17 protein-coding genes are annotated in these 18,738 nt (G+C 64.5%); 14 read left to right on the top strand and 3 right to left on the bottom strand.

Annotation, left to right across the window (positions count from 1 at the left end; all coding sequences use genetic code 11):
- Positions 1-144: 144 nt before the first annotated feature.
- The 3 genes from FQ746_RS30040 to FQ746_RS30030 all read left to right on the top strand — a co-directional run bounded on the left by FQ746_RS30040 (position 145) and on the right by FQ746_RS30030 (position 2,016).
- Positions 145-699, top strand: a complete 555-nt coding sequence (locus FQ746_RS30040; protein WP_144113418.1) for a cytochrome b — start codon at positions 145-147, stop codon at positions 697-699.
- 91 nt (positions 700-790) lie between these two features.
- Positions 791-1,360 carry a YceI family protein gene (locus FQ746_RS30035; RefSeq protein WP_144113417.1) on the top strand — a complete coding sequence of 190 codons (570 nt, stop codon included), beginning with the start codon at positions 791-793 and terminating at the stop codon, positions 1,358-1,360.
- 77 nt (positions 1,361-1,437) lie between these two features.
- Positions 1,438-2,016 (top strand): YceI family protein, encoded by a 579-nt coding sequence (locus FQ746_RS30030; protein WP_144113416.1) that lies wholly within the window; start codon positions 1,438-1,440, stop codon positions 2,014-2,016.
- A 98-nt stretch (positions 2,017-2,114) separates the two neighbouring features.
- Here FQ746_RS30030 and FQ746_RS30025 read toward each other — a convergent pair whose 3' ends face one another.
- Positions 2,115-3,098 carry a hypothetical protein gene (locus tag FQ746_RS30025; RefSeq protein ID WP_260854215.1) on the bottom strand — a complete coding sequence of 328 codons (984 nt, stop codon included), beginning with the start codon at positions 3,096-3,098 and terminating at the stop codon, positions 2,115-2,117.
- Here FQ746_RS30025 and FQ746_RS35380 point away from each other — a divergent pair.
- The 5 genes from FQ746_RS35380 to FQ746_RS30005 all read left to right on the top strand — a co-directional run bounded on the left by FQ746_RS35380 (position 3,091) and on the right by FQ746_RS30005 (position 8,391).
- Complete coding sequence (locus tag FQ746_RS35380; RefSeq protein WP_260854214.1) at positions 3,091-3,300, top strand: hypothetical protein; 210 nt, start codon at positions 3,091-3,093, stop codon at positions 3,298-3,300. The two genes, FQ746_RS30025 and FQ746_RS35380, sit on opposite strands and share 8 nt — an antisense overlap.
- Before the next feature lie 354 nt (positions 3,301-3,654).
- The gene (locus FQ746_RS30020) at positions 3,655-4,278 is read left to right on the top strand and encodes a hypothetical protein (RefSeq protein WP_260854213.1); all 624 of its coding nucleotides are present in this window, start codon (positions 3,655-3,657) and stop codon (positions 4,276-4,278) included.
- A gap of 279 nt (positions 4,279-4,557) precedes the next feature.
- On the top strand, positions 4,558-5,907 hold the full coding sequence (locus tag FQ746_RS30015) for an MFS transporter (RefSeq protein ID WP_144113413.1): 1,350 nt from the start codon (positions 4,558-4,560) through the stop codon (positions 5,905-5,907).
- 83 nt (positions 5,908-5,990) lie between these two features.
- Positions 5,991-6,920 (top strand): TauD/TfdA dioxygenase family protein, encoded by a 930-nt coding sequence (locus FQ746_RS30010; RefSeq protein WP_409932448.1) that lies wholly within the window; start codon positions 5,991-5,993, stop codon positions 6,918-6,920.
- Positions 6,921-6,969: 49 nt separating this feature from the next.
- Entirely contained in the window at positions 6,970-8,391 is a 1,422-nt protein-coding gene (locus FQ746_RS30005; RefSeq protein ID WP_144113411.1) for an aldehyde dehydrogenase family protein, read from the top strand.
- Between the two features lie 118 nt (positions 8,392-8,509).
- Here the strand turns inward: FQ746_RS30005 and FQ746_RS30000 are convergent, their stop codons facing one another.
- Both FQ746_RS30000 and FQ746_RS29995 read right to left on the bottom strand, forming a co-directional pair.
- Positions 8,510-8,872, bottom strand: a complete 363-nt coding sequence (locus FQ746_RS30000; RefSeq protein WP_144113410.1) for a BON domain-containing protein — start codon at positions 8,870-8,872, stop codon at positions 8,510-8,512.
- Between the two features lie 16 nt (positions 8,873-8,888).
- Entirely contained in the window at positions 8,889-10,052 is a 1,164-nt protein-coding gene (locus FQ746_RS29995; RefSeq protein ID WP_144113409.1) for a porin, read from the bottom strand.
- A 299-nt stretch (positions 10,053-10,351) separates the two neighbouring features.
- Here FQ746_RS29995 and FQ746_RS29990 point away from each other — a divergent pair, with 299 nt between their 5' ends.
- The 6 genes from FQ746_RS29990 (at position 10,352) to FQ746_RS29965 (ending at position 18,735) form a co-directional block, all read left to right on the top strand.
- Positions 10,352-13,249, top strand: a complete 2,898-nt coding sequence (locus FQ746_RS29990) for a LuxR C-terminal-related transcriptional regulator (RefSeq protein WP_144113408.1) — start codon at positions 10,352-10,354, stop codon at positions 13,247-13,249.
- Between the two features lie 199 nt (positions 13,250-13,448).
- Complete coding sequence (locus FQ746_RS29985; RefSeq protein ID WP_144113407.1) at positions 13,449-15,392, top strand: feruloyl-CoA synthase; 1,944 nt, start codon at positions 13,449-13,451, stop codon at positions 15,390-15,392.
- Between the two features lie 84 nt (positions 15,393-15,476).
- Positions 15,477-16,616 (top strand): acyl-CoA dehydrogenase family protein, encoded by a 1,140-nt coding sequence (locus FQ746_RS29980; protein ID WP_144113406.1) that lies wholly within the window; start codon positions 15,477-15,479, stop codon positions 16,614-16,616.
- Between the two features lie 32 nt (positions 16,617-16,648).
- Complete coding sequence (locus FQ746_RS29975; protein WP_144113405.1) at positions 16,649-17,833, top strand: lipid-transfer protein; 1,185 nt, start codon at positions 16,649-16,651, stop codon at positions 17,831-17,833.
- Between the two features lie 28 nt (positions 17,834-17,861).
- The gene (locus FQ746_RS29970) at positions 17,862-18,302 is read left to right on the top strand and encodes a MaoC family dehydratase N-terminal domain-containing protein (RefSeq protein ID WP_144113404.1); all 441 of its coding nucleotides are present in this window, start codon (positions 17,862-17,864) and stop codon (positions 18,300-18,302) included.
- A gap of 13 nt (positions 18,303-18,315) precedes the next feature.
- Positions 18,316-18,735 (top strand): MaoC family dehydratase, encoded by a 420-nt coding sequence (locus FQ746_RS29965; RefSeq protein ID WP_144113403.1) that lies wholly within the window; start codon positions 18,316-18,318, stop codon positions 18,733-18,735.
- Positions 18,736-18,738: the final 3 nt, after the last annotated feature.

Raw genomic sequence — 18,738 nt, 5'->3', positions numbered from 1 at the left:
GCTATATTTGCACCCCATTAGCGTCACGGCGACAACGATCTGTTCTCCCGTGCCCGCCTAGTCAGTTTTCATCGACGTCCCTACCATCCGCAATCACATGCAGCTTGAGCCCCACCAAGCGCGACGACCCGAGAGTACGAACGCATGACCTATCGCCCTGCCGCTCCCGACAGCTACAGCGGACCCGCCATCGCGCTGCACTGGCTGATTGCCGTGCTGATCGTCTGCGGCTTCTATATCGGCTGGATCATGACCGATATCCCCGGCTTCACGCCGACCAAGCTGAAGTATTTCTCGTGGCACAAATGGATTGGCGTCACCGTGTTCGCGCTGGCCGTGCTGCGGGTGCTGTGGCGCGCCGGGCATCGCGCGCCGCCGCTCGCGAACGGTACGCCCTTGTGGCAGAAGGGCGCGGCGCATGCAGTGCACGGCCTGCTGTATCTGCTGATGCTGGCGATTCCTGTCACGGGATATCTGTACAGTTCGGCGGCCGGCATCCAGGTGGTGTATCTGGGCATCGTGCCGCTGCCCACGCTGATCGGCCCGGACGATGCGCTCAAGGTCGTTCTGCGCAGCGTGCATATCTGGCTGAACTACACGCTGCTGGTGCTGGTGATCCTGCACGTGCTCGCCGCGCTCAAGCACCAGTTCATCGACCGGGACGGACTGCTCGGCCGGATGTTGCCGTTCCCGAAGTGACAGCTCGATTCAGATAAAAAAGCGATTGGCTACCTGCGGTTGGCAATCAAATTCCAGACGGCGTGCAATCGGTGCACGCCGGTTCGATAGGATGCGTACCACCATGAAAAACTTCCATCACTCCGTTCTCGCCGGCGTTGCCGCCCTGACGCTGTTCGGCGCCAACCTCGCGCACGCCGGTATCGACATGGCGAAAAGCACCGTCGTCGCCACCACGAAACAGATGAACGTGCCGGTCGACGGCAAGTTCAGGAAGTTCTCGGCGCAACTCACGTTCGATCCGGCCAAACCGACGGCCGGCAGCGCCAACGTGTCGATCGACACCGGCAGCTACGACCTCGGCGCCGCCGACTACAACAAGCAGGCGCAAGGCAAGGAATGGTTCGACAGCGCGACCTATCCGAGCGCCACCTTCGTGTCGAGCGGCATCGCGCCCGCCGGCGGCAACCAGTACAAGATCACCGGCAAGCTGACCATCAAGGGCAAATCGCAGGTCGTCGTCGTGCCGGTGACGATTGCAAGCCAGGGCGCCACGCAAACGTTCGACGGCACTCTGCCGATCAAGCGTTCGCAATTCGATGTCGGTACGGGTGAATGGAAAGACACGTCGGTCGTCGCCGACGAAGTCGTCATCAAGTTTCACCTCGTCTCGTCGAAGTAATCCCGAACGCCGATTCCGATTCGCAACTCCCGACACGCAACCGCGTTCCCTCTCTTTCTGAAATCTGGAGAATCACCTTGAAAAAGCAATTCCTGTTTGCCGCCGGCGTGCTCGCTACGGCTCTGTCGGTCAACGCCATGGCCGCCGACACGTATCAACTCGATCCGACCCACACGTACCCGAGCTTCGAGACCGATCACTTCGGCGGCGTGTCGATCTGGCGCGGCAAGTTCAAGAAGAGCAGCGGCACCGTCGTGCTGGATCGTGCGGCGAAGACCGGCACGGTGGACGTAACGATCGACATGAGCTCGGTGGATATCGGCAACGACAAGCTCGACGCCGAACTCGTCACGGACAAGTTCTTCGATGCAACCAAGTACCCGACCGCGACCTACAAGGGCACGCAAATCCGCTTCAAGGGCGACAAGCCGGTGGAAGTGATCGGCGAACTGACGCTGCATGGCGTCACCAAGCCGCTCAACCTGAAGATCGAGTCGTTCAAGTGCTTCACGAACCCGATGCTCAAGCGTGAAGTGTGCGGCACGGAATCGACCGGCACCTTCAATCGCGACGATTTCGGTGTCGACTTCGGCAAGACGTATGGCTTCAAGATGAAGACCACGCTGCATATTCAGGCCGAAGGCATCAAGCAGTAAGTTGGGAACGCGCATGCCGCGCTGCGGCCTGCGCTTTTCGGGCGGCTTTGCTGTCGTTCACGGCGCGGGCCGCCGCCTCGTTTTTCCCCGCTTTATTTCTATCCCCCGATCAGCGAGCGGAAATCGCCCGAGTCCTCCGTGTAGCTGCCCGTCTGACCGTTCGCGCTCACCGAGATGTCGAAGGTCGACTCGCCCGACAACGTGACCGTTTCGACCGTATCGCCGGTCGTCAACTGAAGCACACCGCCCTGCAGGTCGCCTTTGCTGATCGTCACGGGCGTCGGTGTCGTCATGCTGAAGTCGAGCACCGCATCCGCCGTACTCACGCTGATCGAGCCGCTGGCCGTCAAGGTATCCGTGAGCGGCGTGCCGCCGCGCACGCGCGTGTATTCGAACGAAGCGATCGCGATATCGCCGCTCAGCACGCCTGAAGCCGCCGTCTGCGTACGATGCAAGCTGATCGCCGAGGCGGCGCCGGTCGTGGTCGTGCTCGCGGTGCTCGCCGTGGTTGTGGTCACGCCGGTGCTGGCTTCGTATGTCGTCGTGTAGCCCACGGTTCCGTCGATTACGGTGGTGCCGCCGGGGGACGTCAACGTCAACGCCTGCGCCGTTTCGACCGCGCTATACGACCAGTCGCTCGTCGTGCTGCCCACCAGACCCGTCGTGCTCCGAACCTGCACGTTCACCGAGCCGTTGATCGGAGCGTCATCGGCGATGCCGGGCGCCTTCAGCTTGCCGGCACACTGCGCAAAGCCGATCGTCACGCTTTCGCCGGTTTGCAGCGCGCCGGTCGAACCGTCCGCCAGGTTGCTTACGCCGGGGTTCTGCACGGCGATGGAAAGCGTGCCACCCGCCGGGCACGCTGTTGCGGTGCCGCCTGTACTGCTCGTGCCGCCTGTACTGCTCGTGCCGCCCGTGCTGCTAGTGCCACTCCCGACTCCGCGTAACAGCGGCTGCACGGCCGCCGTGTAAATCGCCGCGATACCGGGTCCCGACACCACCGCGAACCCGCCCGCATACTCCGCAACATGCTCGCTCTGCACCGCCGAAGACAGCTTCAGCACGCTGACGCTGTTGCTCACGGTTATCGTGCTGCTCGATCCACCGCCGCCGCACGCGCTCGCGAGGCAGCTCGCGGCGATGATGGCGGCGATTGCCGCGACGCTGGACGGGCGTGACTTATATGACCCAGACATTGAAATCCCCGATTTTCAGACTGCCGTCGCGCCTACGCGGGCGACATTCGCGAAATACGCGGCGCTCGAGGCGCCTTTTTATGTTTGAAGGGAAATATCCCGCTCGCCCGCCGCCTCTCAAACGGACAGGACGGGTCGATCCCGACGGTCATTATCGAAGCGACTGACTTCGGCCAATCGCTCGAACAGGCGCTTAAAAAGCCGCTAATCCTTCAGACAAAAGAAAATCCGGGGTCCGATTGCCTGAAGACGGCAAGTCAATTGTTCCGAATGCCGCGAAACGTAAAACTTGAGCGAGATAACCCGCCCAAAACCCCCGCTTCTCCTGGATTTGAACCATTTCGTCGCACTTTAAAGTCGCCGGCATGCAAACGTTTTCAAGTCAGGGGATGGCGTGGTGAACAAGGTAATTCACAGGACGGCGAGGGCGGCGGCCCTTGCATTGGCACTATCGACGGTGACGGCGGGCACCGTTCAGGCGCAGGAAGTGTATGTGCACGGCGGCACGCTCGGCGCCGGCATTGGCGCGGCGTACTCGCTGAACTCGTGGGCGGGCGTGCATGCGGAATTCGAGGGCTTCGGCCTGTCGCATTCGTTCGACGTCAACGAGAACCAGTACGACGGCCACCTCAAGCTGCTGCAAGGCGGGTTGTATCTGGACGTGTTTCCGTTCAGGGCGAGCGGTTTTCGCCTGACGGCGGGCGCGCTGATCAACGACGACACCTTGACCGCCCACGCCGTGCCGAACAGCCAGGGCAACTACAAGATCGGCGACGACTACGTGCCGGCGGTCGGCGACGCGCCGTCCGCCACCGCGACCCTGCCGCGGGTGATGCCTTACATCGGCATCGGTTATGGACACAAGCCGGTCTCGAAAGGCTTCGGCATGACCTTCGACCTCGGCGTCGCATTCGGCCGCCCGCACACGGCCTACAGCATTCCCGCGATCTATTCGATGTTCACCACCCAGGCGAACATCGATCAGCAGGAGCAGTACATCAACGACAAGGTGCAGCGCTTCAAGGCTTATCCGGTCGTGCAGGTGGGCGTGAGCTACCGCTTCTGAGATTTTTTAGTCCTTCATCTTCGACGCCCTCCCCGATGGGCGTTCAGAGCCTGCAGCCTTCCCGGTTGCAGGCTTTTTTTTCGTCCGGCCGACCCACACGCGACATGGCGGCCAGGCGCCCAAGGTTTTCCCTGGCCTACCTGTTCCGGGTGGGTTCCCACCCCTACCCCGCGCATTACCGTGGCGCTAGCAGCGTGATCCGGATCGATGGGTGATCCAGGGGCGTTCCCCGGCTGCCCCTAGCTCGCGCAAACCTTTTCCACGTACCTGAGAGTCGACATGCCCGCATTTTCTGAATCATGGCCCCGGCCCCGGTCCGCGTGGACGGTCACCTGGCTGCTCACCGTGCTCGCGCTCATCAACTTCGTCGACAAAATCGTCCTCGGGCTGGTGGCCGTCCCGTTGAGCGCCGAACTGCAACTGTCGCCGGAAAAATTCGGCCTGATTGCGGGCAGCTTCTTCTGGCTGTTCTCCACGTCGACGGTGCTGGTGGGCTTCGTCTCCAATCGCGTGCCGACGCGCTGGCTGCTGCTCGCCATGGGCATCAGCTGGGCGCTGCTGCAAATTCCGCAGGCCATCGCCACGAGCGCGCTCGGACTGCTGGTGTGCCGCGTGCTGCTCGGCGCGGCCGAGGGCCCGTCGTTTCCGGTCTCGGTGCACGCGCTGTACAAGTGGTTCCCCGACCGCAAGCGCAACCTGCCGGTCGCCATCATCAATCAGGGCGCGGCCGTCGGGCTTCTACTGGCCGGACTGCTCATTCCACTGGTGTCGCGCCACTGGGGCTGGCGCACCAACTTCCTGCTGCTCGGCGCGGTGGGCGCGGCGTGGAGCGTGCTGTGGCTGGTGTTCGGCCGCGAAGGTCCGACCGTCGAAGAGAATGCGAAGACAGCCGCAACCGGATCGAACGGCGAGCGACGCGTGCCGGCAAGTGCGGCGGCAAGTGCAGCGGCAGGGGCGGCGGCGCGGTTACCGTACCGGAAGATTCTCGGCGACCCGTCTGTGCTCTGCGTGTTCGCACTCGGCTTTTCGGCTTACTGGACGCTTGGCCTCAGCCTCTCATGGCTGCCCACTTACCTGGAAAAAGGCCTCGGCTACAACGGGGTGGAAGCGGGCCGCGGCTTCGCGATCGTGGTGGCATCGGCCACCCCGGTCAACCTCGGGTTGAGCTGGCTTTCGCAGCGCATGTTGGGACGCGGCGCGTCCACGCGCCGGGCACGCGTCCATCCCATCTGTCTGAGCGCCGTCGTCGCCGCGTCAATCTACCTGGTGCCCATGCTGGTCGATCTCGCGCCGCTCTCCAAGGTGGCGCTGCTGGCGCTCGCCTGCGCGCTGCCCACGCTGATCTTCGCGCTGGCGCCCGCTCTGCTCGCCGAGATCGTGCCCGACGTCCAGCGCGGCGCGCTGGTCGCGATTCACACGGCCATCGCCAGTCTCGGCGCGGCGCTCGCGCCCATGGTGATGGGCCGGATCGTGCAGGCCTACGGCAGCACCAGCAGCCACGCCTATGAACTCGGCTATGCGATCAACGCCGTCCTGCTCGTCGCTGCCGCGCTCGCCGCTCTGCGCTGGCTGCACCCGGCACGCTCGCAGACCACGCTGGAGCGCATCGGCACACGCGCCACGGCTTGACGCGACACTGGCGCACCCTCATCGATCCCGCCGGCCGCGTGCAAACGGACGGAAGTGGACGCTAAGTCAAATGGAGACAAGACATGCAAGCAGCAATGAACGCCCCCCAAACCCTCCCCCTGCAGACCGGACCCAGCGCAGATAAATCGAGCTGGCCATTCGCGGTGGAACGCGTCACGCCGGGCATCGGCGCAGAGATTCGCGACATCGATCTGCGCGAGACGCTGGACGACGCGACCTGTGCCGAACTACGTCGCGCGCTGCTGCAATTCAAGGTGCTGTTCTTCCGCGATCAGGACATCAGCGCCGCTCAACAGGTCGCATTGGCGCGCCGCTTCGGCGAACTGGAAGTGCATCCGGCCTTTCCGCATCATCCTGACCATCCGGAACTGGTGGTGCTCGGCCGCAACGAGTCGAAACGCGGCCGCGAAAACCTGTACCACTCGGACGTGTCGTGGCGCGAAATTCCGTCGATGGGTTCCATGCTGCGCTGCGTGCAATGTCCCGAGGTCGGCGGCGACACCTTGTGGATCAACATGGCGGCGGCTTACGACAATCTGCCGGCGGACGTCAAGGCAAGCATCGCGAGGCTCGACGCGGTGCACGACATCCTGCCGCTGTTCGGCATCGCCATTCCCGAAGAACAGCACGCGGCGACCCGCAAGCAGTTTCCGCCGGTCACGCATCCGGTGGTGCGCGTTCATCCTGAAACCGGCGAGAAGATCCTGTTCGTCAACGAAGCCTTCACGACCCATCTGTCGAACTACGGCCGGGTGACCGCGCAGTCGTACCGGTTCGGCTTCGACTACAAACTCGCGGAAATGGACTTGCTGCACTACCTGTTCCGTCAGGCCCACGCGCCCGAATATCAGGTACGCCTGAAGTGGCGCCCCAACACCATCGCCTTCTGGGACAACCGCGCCTGCCAGCACTACGCGGTACAGGACTATTTCCCGGCGCCGCGCCACATGTTGCGCGCGACGATCGTCGGCGACCGGCCGGTCGGGCTTTGATCGTCCACCCGCATGTCAGACGCACTTTTCCCAACCTGAGAGACACGACATGAAGACGCTGGACACGTTCTACATCGGCGGCAAATGGGTCGAACCCGCTGGCGACGCGCGCTGGATGGAGACGGTCGACCCCGCCACCGAAGCCATCACCGGACGCCTCGCCCTGGGCAACGTCGCAGACGTCGACCGCGCGGTCGCCGCCGCCCACGCCGCGTTCCCGGACTGGTCCGAAAGCAGCCGGGAGGTGCGCATCGCGCTACTCGAACGGATCATCGAGCGCTATCGCGCGCGTCTCGACGATATCGCCGAGGCCGTCCGCGCGGAGATAGGCGCGCCGATTACCCTTTGCAAGAACCTGCAGGCGAGCATCGGCCTCGCGCAACTGCAGGCGGCTTTGGAAACCTTGCGCAGCTTCCGCTTCGAGACCCAGCACGCCAACAGTTACGTGCGTCGTGAAGCCATTGGTGTCGTCGCGCTCATCACGCCGTGGAACTGGCCGCTCAACCAGATCACCGCGAAGGTGGCGCCGGCGCTGGCGGCCGGATGCACCATCGTCCTGAAACCGTCGGAACTGGCGCCGCTGGACGCGCGGATCTTCGCCGAAATCCTGCACGACGCGGGCACGCCGCCCGGCGTGTTCAACCTGATCGACGGCGAAGGCGCGGTGGTCGGTGCACGGCTATCGTCTCATCCGGATGTGGCGATGGTGTCGATCACCGGTTCGACGCGTGCCGGTGTGGAAGTGGCCATGAGCGCCGCGCCGACGGTCAAGCGGGTGACGCAGGAGCTAGGCGGCAAATCCCCGTTACTGATTCTCGACGACGCCGATCTGCGCAGTGCCGTGACGAGCGGCGTCGCGCAGTGCATGGTGAACTCCGGGCAAACCTGCGTGGCGCCCACGCGCATGCTGGTGCCGCGGCAACACTACGAGGAAGCGACGGCCATCGCCGCCGCGGTCGCCGACGGGCTGAACGTGGGCGACCCGACCCAGCCGGCCACGCAAATCGGCCCACTGGCCAGCCGCGCGCAGTTCGACAAGGTGCAGCGCATGATTCGCGTGGGCGTCGAAGAAGGCGCGCGGCTCGTCGCCGGCGGGCTTGGGCGGCCGGACAAACTCGAGCGCGGCTTTTATGCGCGGCCCACTGTCTTTGCCGATGTGCATAACGCAATGCGCATTGCTCGCGAAGAAATTTTCGGCCCCGTGCTGGTGATGATTCCGTACGACGACGAAGAACAGGCCATCGCCATCGCCAACGACAGCGACTTCGGTCTTGCGGGCTACATTGCCACGAGCAATGTCGAGCGCGCGCGGCGCGTCGCGGCGCGCTTGCGGGTGGGCTCGGTACGCGTGAACGGTGCAATGCTCGACATCACCGCGCCCTTTGGCGGATATAAAACTTCCGGCAACGGCCGGGAGTTTGGGGCCGAAGGATTGGCTGAGTATCTGGAGTGCAAGTCGATTACGGTGTAAGAGGTACACACCGAAGGTACACACCGGAGGTACACACCGGAGGTACACACCGCAGGTACTCACCGCCACCGCGCGCCAGGAAAAGTCGAGGGCAGAGAAGCCCTCGACACCCTTCCCCTCAGAACGTCGACAAGGTGAGCGCATTCGTCACCGACCTCACGCCCTGCACTTTCTCCGCGGACTGAGTCGCCAGACCGACCTGCGATTCTTCCGGCACGGTTCCCTCGAGTATCACGGCGCCGTCGCGCGCGCGTACGGTAATCGTCGCGACGCGCAAGCCTTTCGTGCGGCTCAGCGCACGGAGTACGTTTTTCTGCAACGCGCGGTCGGCGGTCCTGCCGGGTGCGATGCTGGCTTTCGAATCGGACGTAGCAGGCTCCGATGCCTCAGCCGCGCTGCTTTCCTGGGCCATCGCGTCCCTGCCTGCCAGCAGCAACAGCGTGAGGAACCCGGCAATTCCAATTGCATGGGTCGTTTTCATGAGTTTTCTCCCATTGTCAGAAGCGGTGTGACATGCCTGCCACCCCGAGAATCTGCTTCGAGCCGCCCGTTACACCGGTAACGCCGGGCCAGCTCATATTCGCGCTGCCGTTGTTCTTCAGATAACCCGCGCGCAGGTAGAGACTCGTCCGTTTCGACAGGTTGTGATCGAGCCCGAGTTCGATACCGGACGTGTTGTCGTGCACGCCACGAACGTTGCGCTGGATGCCGGCAATCTCGATCACATCGACCGGGCTCGCCTGGATGGTCGCCCCCACTTCGACGATGCTGTACGAGTGCACCAGCGACGCAAGTGGCAGCGCGACTGTCGGCGTGACCGTCACGACCGCACCGGGCGCCGGATCTTTGGAACGGTTGTAGGAATAGTTGGCCTGCAGATTGACGATACCGATCCGGTAAGCGAGCGCGGCGCTGAAATGCTCGGTGGCCATCAGGTCGAAGCTCGTCAGCATGCTCGGGGCGGCGGCCACCAGCCCAGCCGTCTCGCGCCCACCGTGCTGATACTGGTAGCCCGCGCCCGCGTAGAAACCATAACCGGAATAGTTGGCGGCCAGGTCGATCATCGAGCCGGAAGACACCTGCACCGGTTGAGTCGACGTCGCGGGCATGCCGTACATCGCGAACACCTTGACGCCGCGCATATCGGGCGACTGGTAGACGATCGAATTGCTGGTGCGTCCCGACACGTATTGGGTCGCCAGCGTGGCCCGGTCGGTCGCGCCGGCGAGGTCGGCGGCGGCGAGCGGCGACATGACTTCGTTGCCGCGAAACGGGTCGGTGAAATACACCGCCCAGAAACTCGGCTGATACTGCCGCCCGAACGTGAGCGAGCCATACGTGTCGTGCTTGAGCCCGACCCAGGATTGCCGGTAGAACAGACTTGACGTATCGGCGAAATACGCACCGTTGTTGATGTTGAAGCCGGTCTCGACGTCGAACACCGCTTTCAGTCCGCCGCCCAGGTCCTCATTGCCTTTGAGGCCGAACAGCGACCCGGTCGAACCGCCGCTGCGCTCCGACCAGGAATGTTTGCCGCCGTTGTCGAGATACTGGACGAACACGTCCGCCACCCCGTACAACGTCACACTCGATTGCGCTAGCGCGGCGCCCGCGGCGAACATCAACGTCGCGCCGCACATACTCTGACTCATCAAACGCATGCATGTCTCCTCTCTTTGTGTTGTGCTTCGCGAGCCATATTGCAACCCGCTCGGGCACGATGACCTACCCGAACCGGGTGGGACCGGGAATACCCCGAGTCGATGATCTACATGGATCGCTTTTTATCGGGATGACGAAACAAATCGGACATCGATAAACAGGTGTCGCACCCATCTGGATGGAAATCCGCGACAGCCGCCAGGCTACAATTGGCCGGTTATCATTTCGTCCCGAAGCTTCTGTCAGCGGTGCTTCTGCCATCGGCGCAGTGTGTCGCGGGACGCAAAGCGCAGTCACCATGTCGCAGAACGTTTGCCTCGCCAGGCCCCATCAAAGCCAGACTCCCGCCGCCCCGGAAGCCGGGCCTAACCCGCGTTGTGTCGCCCCGCGCGGCAATACGCGGGCCGTGCCGCGCGAACGTCTGCTTGCACAACTGCTCGACGCGCGGCGCAAACGTTGCATCGTCATTCAGGGGCCCGCCGGTTGCGGCAAAACCAACCTCGCCATCGCCTGGCGCGAAGCGCTGCTTGCGCTCGGCTTCGACGTGGCGTGGCTCAGCCTCGCCGCAGAAGACGACGACCCCACACGGTTTCTCGCCGACCTGACGGCGAGCCTTGCGCCGCTCGGACCGGCGGTGTGCCAGCAAGCCCGCCTGGCCCATCAGGACGACGCCGATGAAGCAGCCATCCAACGCAACCTCATCGCGCTGACAAGAGGAATAGGCAGGCATCCGAACGACGTCGTGCTCGTGCTCGACGACCTTCACCATGTAGGCCACCCGGGTCAGCACGCGAGCCTGCAATGGCTGCTCGATTTCGCGCCGCCCAATCTGCACCTGGTGCTGGTGTCGCGCTCCACCTTGCCGCTCTCGCTGGGCCGCCCGCGCGACCAGGGGTTGCTGCTCGAACTCGGCGCGCGCGACCTGCGTTTTAGCGCCGCCGAGTCGGAGTCCCTGCTCCGCGCGCAACTTGGCGACGTCGACCGGCGCGACGCGCGCCGACTTCATGAACGAGCCGACGGCTGGGTGACCGGCCTGCAAAGGCTTGCCGCACAGCTCAAAAAACGCAAAGTCACGCACGACCGGCCCGCTTCCGCTCAGGCGCTCGCCTCGGCCCTTCTATACGGCGCGCAAGACGCCTGCGACTTCGCTGACTTCTTCGAGCACGCGGTGTTGTCGCGTCTCACCCCGGCCGAACTCGAACTGCTGATCCGCATGGCCAGTTGCACGCGGCTCTGCGCCTCCTTGTGCATAGCCCTGAAATCCGCGAGCCACACATCGGCCGACGTTCACGCGCTGTTAACACGACTGGAGCGCGACAACCTGTTTCTGATGCCGCTCGACAAGTCCGCCGAGCCGCGCTGGTACCGGCTCAATCCGCTGCTCCGCGAGACGCTGCTGGTACGCTTTCGCGCGCGCGGCGAGTGGCAGCAGCGCGCCGTGCATCTCGCCGCATGGCGCTGGTGGCGCGATCACGATCAGGCCGACGAAGCAGTCCGTCACGCGCTGCTCGCCGGTGAGCCGGGAGCCGCCGCCGAACTCGTGCAACGCGTCGCGCGCACCTTGCAACTCGGCGGCGACGTGCGCAAGTTGATTGCGCTAATTCGTCTGCTGCCTGTCGCCGAAGTCGATGCGCGAATCGACCTGCGGCTGTGGCGTATCCATCTGCAACTGTATGCACGCGATTTCGACGCCTGCGCCGCGGAACTCGCGCGCCTCGACACCGACCTGCCGAGTGCCGACTCGCACGCGCACCACCGTCTGATCCTGTTGCGAGCCGCCCTTGCCGTGCAGCGCGACGATTGCGAAGCAGCGGTCGCGCTGCTGCCGTTATTGCAACGAATTCCCACGCACGCCGATCCGCTCGTGGTGGGCGGCCGCAACAACCTGATGTCGTGGATCCACATGCGTATCGGGGAGTACGAAACAGCACGGCAGGTTCAGAGCGACGCGCCGCAGCGTCTCGCCGACGGCGCGCCGCTCATGGGCACTTCGTCGGGCTTGCTCAATGGCCGCTGCATGACCGGCTTCGGCCATGCGCTGGAAGGCAACTTCATCGCCGCCGAACGGATTGGCCGCGACGTCCTGTTCGACGCCACGCGCTTCGGCCGGGCCGCGTCGGAGGCCATGTGTTTCGCGACCGCGTTGCTCGGCGAAGTGTTGTACGAAACCGGCGACCCGGAAGGTGCGCGTGTGCTGCTGGAGGAGCAGGTCGATCTGCTCGAAAGAGTCTCGATTCCCGATTCGGTCCTGCGGGTGTTCGTCGTGCTCGCCGGTGCGCATTGGTTAGCCGGCGACCCGTCGCAGGCCTTCGCCTGTCTCGATCGGCTCGACGGGCACGCGGCGCGGCACGGCTTGCCGCGTCTGGCCGCGCACAGCCTCGCGGAGCAGATTCGCTACCGTCTTCAGACCGGTCAATTCGAGCTGGCCGAGACCGGCCTCGCGCGTCTGCGCGATCTGGCGGCGCGGTTTGCGAGTGCGGCACCGGGCAACGGTGCCGAGATTCACGCTGTCGCCGGGCGCGCGCTGCTCGACGCGAGCATGGCGCGCAACGATTTCGCCGGCGCGCTGCAACGCTTGCATGCGCTGATCCCATTTTGCGAGGCCCACGGCTGGCAGCGAGAGGTCGTGCGCCTGCAACTGGTCGCCGCGCGTATCGAGGCCTGCCACGGTCACACCGACGCGGCGCACCGCATCGTGCTCGCGGCGCTGCGTCGCGCACAGCGGTTGGGCCTGGTGCGTAGCCTGCTCGACGCCGACAGCGACACGCTGCCGCTAATCGTCGAGGCGGTTCAGCACGCGCCGCACGATCCGGTGCTGGCATTTCATGTCGAACGATTACACGCCGCGCGAGCCGCCGAGGCGACGCAACCGGCGCGCCGTGCGAGCGCGGGCGCAAGCGTGGGTAGCGAGCTGCTGCCACCTTACTCGAGCGCGGGCGGCTTGCGTCATCTGGCGACGCTCGGCGCGGAGCCGCTCAGCGAGCGCGAAGCGCGCGTCATCCGCCTGCTGGCCCAGGCGCTGCCGAACAAGAAAATCGCCCGCACGCTCGGCATCTCGCCCGAGACCGTCAAGTGGCATCTGAAAAATATCTACGGCAAGCTCGGCGTGGCGACCCGCGACGAAGCCGTCGCGCGGGTTCGCGATCTCGAGCTCGGCACCGAACCCGGTGTCGGCATGGCGGCGCTTATCGCCTGAGCATCAATGGCCCTTTATGGCCGCGCCATTTCAGCGCTTTCCCGCATTCGCTACCCGACTCGGGTGGTTTCTCCGAGCGCGTACCACCCTATCCTACGAATCGAGAAGTCGCCGCCCCCGCTTTCGGGCGGCACATTCCGCACAACCAGAATGCTGCTGCGCGCGTCGGCGTGCAGCGAAGCAAAGGAGACACGCGTCAATGACCCCGCTTAACACTGGCGAGTGTAGTGATCAATGCAAGGAGAACGGCAGCCCAAAGCGCCCGGAAGCGCCGTACCGTCCGGCCCGCTTTCCCGAGCGTCGCCCTGTCGTGGAGCGCCGTCCAGACGGCACGTTAATTCTGCGTTCGGCCAGTTCGCCGCCCAACGTGGCCGAGCAAAGCTTCGCCGACTTCATCCCCGGCTGGGCGGAAGCGCGCGGCGCGAGAACGGCGTTTCGCGAACGCGACGTGAACGGCGAATGGCGCTCTATCACCTGGTGCGAGCTGTGGCGGCAAGTGCAAAGCGTCGCGGCGGCGCTGCTGGAAATGGGACTCGGCCAGAGCCGTCCGCTCATGCTGCTGTCCGGCAACTCGATCGAACAGGCGGTGCTGCTGCTGGCAGCCGAATACGTGGGGATTCCCACTGCACCCGTGTCGCCTGCGTATGCGCTCCTCAGCAAGGATTTCGCGCGGCTCAAAGGCGTGCTCGACCTGGTGCCGCCGGCGGCGCTGTTCGTTCAGGACGCGGGCCAGTTCGAACGTGCGCTGTCGGCCATCGCGGCCAGCGGCCACGCGAGCGCGCCGGTCATCACCGTACAGCACGCCACCGGCGCCACGATTGCAGGTCACCCGCTGCACGCGTGGGCCACGTTGCGAGACACGGAACTGACGGCCGCGCGAAGCGCCGCCGTCGCCAACGCACACGCCGCCATCGGCCAGCGCGACACCGTACGCGTGCTGTTCACGTCGGGCTCGACCGGTGTGCCCAAAGGGGTGCCGCTTACGTACAGCAACTTCAAGGCGGTCGCCTGCTATTACGCCGACAACCTGGCGTGGCTGCTCGATTCGCAACCGGTCTTTCTCGACTGGCTGCCGTGGCACCACGGCCTCGGCGGTGTGCTGAACCTCGGGCGCTCCATCCAGTTCGGCGCCGCGCATCATATCGACGACGGCCGGCCGCTGCCGGGCCTGATCGAGCGGACCGTGCGCAATCTGCGCGATGTGTCGCCTACCGTGTTCACCAGCGTGCCGTCCGCATGGGCCGTGCTGGCGGGTGAACTGGAACGCGATCCGGCGCTCGCCCGCAGTCTGTTCGCCGACGTGCAGTATTTCGGCTACGGCGGCGCGAGCCTGCCCGCGGCGGTATGGCATCGCATCCAGCGGGTTGCCGTGCAAACCATCGGCCAACGCATCGTTTTCTCCACCGGCCTTGCGTGCACCGAGACCAGTGGTATGGGCACGTACTGCGGCCGTCCTTCGAGCGAACTCGGCAACCTCGGCGGTCCGGTGCCTGGCTCGGAAATCAAACTGCTGCCGCTCGCGGGGGACGACGGCCGCTACGAAATCCGTATGCGCGGCGCGAACGTCTTCGGCGGTTATCTGGGCAACCCTAGTCTGAACGCCGCCGCCTTCGACGAGGAAGGTTTTTTCCGGCTCGGCGACGCCGTGCGCCTCGTCGACCCGACGGACCCCGGCCAGGGCCTGCTGTTCGCCGGGCGGCTGGTCGAAGACTTCAAGCTCGGCAACGGCACGTGGGTCCGGACCGGCGCGGTGCGCATCGGCTTGCTCGACACTTGCGCGCCGCTTATTGCGGACGCCGTCATCTGCGGCCACGACCACGATTACCTCGCCGCGCTCGCGTGGCCGAACGTGGCTGCGTGCCGGCGGCTCGCGCCCGAACTGGAGCAACTGGATGCCGCGGCGCTGGTCGAGCATCCGCTCGTCGTCGCAGCGTTGCGCGACCGGCTTGCCACGCAGGTCGGCGGCGGCGCGAGCATGACCATCGAGCGTGTGCTGTTGATGGCCGAACCGCCATCCATCGACGCCAACGAAATCGCCGAAAAGGGTTACGTAAACCAGGCAGTGAGCCGCGCACGCCGCGCACCGCTCATCGACCTGCTCTATCACGCCGAACCGGCCGCGCATATCGCCCGTCTGCGCTAACGCGTATGCGAAGTCCCGCGCGAAGTGCTGCGTCGGGACCTGCCTCGGCCATCGGCCGGGTCCATCCATCTTTGGAATTCAGTCATGCAAATCAATCGAACCGTTTTTCGCGACGACCACGAAATGTTGCGCACCACGGTGCGCCGCTTTCTCGACCGTGAATGTCTGCCGAAGCAGGCCGAGTGGGACCGCGCCGGCCGCGTCGATCGGGAAACCTGGCTCAAGGCCGGCCGCGAGGGCCTGCTGTGCGTCACGCTGCCCACCGAATACGGCGGCGGGGGTGGCGACTTCGGCCACGCCGCGGTAATCAACGAGGAGATGAACCGCGCTAACCTGAGCGGCCCGGGCTTCAGCCTGCATTCGGACATCATCGCGCCGTACATCGCGCGCACCGGCAGCGAGGAACAGAAACAGCGCTGGCTGCCACGCATCTGCACCGGCGAAACCATCCTCGCTATCGGGATGACCGAACCCGGCACCGGCAGCGACCTGAAATCGGTGCGCACCACCGCGGTACGGGACGGCGACGACTACGTGATCAACGGGAGCAAGACGTTTATCAGCAACGGCCTGAACGCCGACCTGATCATCGTCGTGTGCAAGACCGACCCCGCCGCGGGCGCCAAAGGTGTCAGCCTGATCGTGGTGGAAGCCACGCGCGAAGGCTTCCGGCGCGGTCGCAAGCTGGAGAAAGTCGGCATGCACGGCCAGGACACCGCCGAACTTTTCTTCGACAACGTCCGCGTGCCCGTCGCCAACCGTCTAGGCGAAGAAGGTCAGGGTTTCGCTTATCTGATGAGCGAGTTACCGCAGGAACGCCTGTCGATCGCGATCGGCGCGGCGGCCAAGCTCGAAGCCTGCCTCGAACACACGTTGAACTACGTGAAGGACCGGCGCGCCTTCAATCAGACCGTGTGGGACTTCCAGAACACCAAATTCAAGCTGGCCGACATCAAGGCCCAGGCAACCGCGGTGCGCGTGCTGGTCGACCACTACCTCGCCGAACACATGAGCCGGCGCCTCACGCTCGAAGAAGCCGCCATCGCCAAACTGTTCGCCACCGAATCGCTCGGGCGCGCGCTCGACGACATGGTGCAATTGCACGGCGGGTACGGCTACATGCTCGAATATCCGGTGGCGCGCGCTTTCGCGGACGCGCGCGTCACGCGCATCTACGGCGGCACCAGCGAAGTCATGCGCGAGCTGATCGCCCGCAAGTTGTAACCCGACCATTCCAACCCAGCAGGAGCATATAGATGACACGTCCAGTCTTCGTCGCCGGTGTCGGCATGATTCCGTTCAGCAAGCCGGGTACTAGCGATACCTACGACATCATGGGCGCCGGTGCCGTACGTCAGGCGCTCGCCGACGCGGGCGTCGCCTATGAAGATGTCCAGCAGGCCTATGCCGGCTATGTCTACGGCGACTCCACCTGCGGACAGAAAGCGCTCTACCGCGTAGGGATGACCGGGGTGCCGGTCATCAACGTCAACAACAACTGTGCAACCGGTTCGTCCGCGCTGTTCCTCGCGCGTCAGGCGGTGCAGAGCGGCGTAGTGGATTGCGCGCTGGCGGTGGGCTTCGAATTCATGCAGCCAGGCGCGCTGTCGTCGAAATGGAGCGATCGCGCGCCGGCGCTCGAGCGAGCGCTGAAACTGGTCGACGAACTGGTGGACCGGACGGATCTGCCGAGCGCGATCCGGCAGTTCAGCGGCGCGGGTCTCGCGCACATGAAGAAATACGGCACCAAACTCGAGACCTTCGCGAAGATTCGTGCAAAGGCCAGTCAACACGCGGCGCGCAATCCGCTAGCGCTGTTCCGCAATGTCGTGACACCGGAAGACGTGCTGGCTTCGCCGATGATCTGGGAAGGCGTGCTCACCCGTTTGATGGCCTGCCCGCCGACTTGCGGCGCGGCCGCGGCCATCGTGGTGTCCGAGTCGTTTGCACGGCGCCGCGGGCTTCGCACCAACGTGTCGATTGCCGGCCAGTCGCTCACGACCGACAAGCCCAGCACGTATGACAGCCGCGACATGATTCGCGTGGTCGGTTTCGACATGACCCGCTCGGGCGCGAAGCTCGCCTACGAGCAAGCCGGAGTCGGCCCCGAAGATATCGACGTGATCGAGTTGCACGACTGTTTCGCGCAGAACGAGTTGCTGACCTATGAAGGACTCGGTCTGTGTCGCGAAGGCGAGGCCGAAAAACTCGTGAACGACGGCGACAACACGTACGGCGGCAAATGGGTCGTGAATCCGTCGGGCGGCCTGCTTTCCAAAGGCCATCCGCTGGGCGCCACCGGCCTCGCGCAATGCTACGAATTGACCCATCAGTTACGCGGCAGCGCCGACCAGCGCCAGGTCCCGGGCGCAAAGGTCGCACTCGCGCACAACCTCGGGCTGGGCGGCGCATGCGTAACGACCATCTACAAGGCCGCGTGATGGCGCGCTTCTCGACGGAGTGCCTGAGATGATCGACAAACAACATATCGGCAAGATCTTGCCGGGCTTCTCTACCGTAGCCGAGGCGGGGCGCCTGCGTTTTTTCGCCAAGGCCATTGGCGAAACCAACCCGATCTACTTCGACGAAGCAGCCGCACGCGACGCCGGGCACCCGAATCTGCCCTTGCCGCCCACCTTCCTGTTCTCTTTGGAGCTGGAGCAGCCCGACAAACGCTGGCGTGACGAAATCGGCATACAGGTTGCCCGCATTCTGCATGGCGAGCAGTCGTTCACCTATCACCGGCTCGCTTATGCAGGCGATGTTTTGCGATTCGAGTGCCGTATCGCCGACATCTACGACAAAAAAGGCGGTGCGCTCGACTTCGTGGTGCGCGAGACGCGTGTGACCAACCAGCATGGGGAGCATGTCGCCGATTTGCGCAGCGTGCTCGTGCAGCGCAACGGCTAACCGGAGACTGCGAATGAACGTATTGCGCTTCGACACCATCCAGATTGGCGACACGCTGCCGCCGCTGGCACTTCCGCCGATCGACCGCACCACCCTCGCGCTGTTCGCCGGGGCATCGGGCGATCACAACGCCGTGCATATCGATCTCGACTTCGCGCGCCGCACCGGCATGCCCGATGTCTTTGCACACGGCATGCTTTCCATGGCGTATCTCGGCAGGTTACTCACCGAGTGGGTCGATCCGCGGCAACTACGGCAATTCGCCGTGCGCTTCGTCGGTATCACGCATCTGGGCCACCAGATTACCTGCTGCGGTCAGGTCGTCGACAAGTTCGAAACCCACGGCGAATCACGCGTGAAAGTCGAGATTCAAACCCGGAATCAGTATGGCGACACACGTGTCGTCGGCGATGCAGTCATTGCAATCATCTAAATC

Origin of the sequence: Paraburkholderia sp. BCC1886, from assembly GCF_900996245.1 — a bacterium.
In the GTDB taxonomy this organism is placed as follows: Bacteria; Pseudomonadota; Gammaproteobacteria; order Burkholderiales; family Burkholderiaceae; genus Paraburkholderia.
The sequence above is the reverse complement of the archived record's forward strand: the minus strand, read 5'-3'. Positions and strand labels throughout refer to the sequence as shown.

Bases quoted from the DNA above. Each gene is read 5' to 3' on its own strand.
- FQ746_RS29965 (WP_144113403.1), top strand. From the start codon at position 18,316: ATGAACGTATTGCGCTTCGACACCATCCAGATTGGCGACACGCTGCCG.
- FQ746_RS30005 (WP_144113411.1), top strand. From the start codon at position 6,970: ATGAAGACGCTGGACACGTTCTACATCGGCGGCAAATGGGTCGAACCC.
- FQ746_RS29980 (WP_144113406.1), top strand. From the start codon at position 15,477: ATGCAAATCAATCGAACCGTTTTTCGCGACGACCACGAAATGTTGCGC.
- FQ746_RS29975 (WP_144113405.1), top strand. From the start codon at position 16,649: ATGACACGTCCAGTCTTCGTCGCCGGTGTCGGCATGATTCCGTTCAGC.
- FQ746_RS29985 (WP_144113407.1), top strand. From the start codon at position 13,449: ATGACCCCGCTTAACACTGGCGAGTGTAGTGATCAATGCAAGGAGAAC.
- FQ746_RS30035 (WP_144113417.1), top strand. From the start codon at position 791: ATGCGTACCACCATGAAAAACTTCCATCACTCCGTTCTCGCCGGCGTT.
- FQ746_RS30010 (WP_409932448.1), top strand. From the start codon at position 5,991: ATGCAAGCAGCAATGAACGCCCCCCAAACCCTCCCCCTGCAGACCGGA.
- FQ746_RS30015 (WP_144113413.1), top strand. From the start codon at position 4,558: ATGCCCGCATTTTCTGAATCATGGCCCCGGCCCCGGTCCGCGTGGACG.
- FQ746_RS29995 (WP_144113409.1), bottom strand. From the start codon at position 10,052: ATGCGTTTGATGAGTCAGAGTATGTGCGGCGCGACGTTGATGTTCGCC.
- FQ746_RS30040 (WP_144113418.1), top strand. From the start codon at position 145: ATGACCTATCGCCCTGCCGCTCCCGACAGCTACAGCGGACCCGCCATC.
- FQ746_RS30000 (WP_144113410.1), bottom strand. From the start codon at position 8,872: ATGAAAACGACCCATGCAATTGGAATTGCCGGGTTCCTCACGCTGTTG.
- FQ746_RS29970 (WP_144113404.1), top strand. From the start codon at position 17,862: ATGATCGACAAACAACATATCGGCAAGATCTTGCCGGGCTTCTCTACC.
- FQ746_RS29990 (WP_144113408.1), top strand. From the start codon at position 10,352: ATGTCGCAGAACGTTTGCCTCGCCAGGCCCCATCAAAGCCAGACTCCC.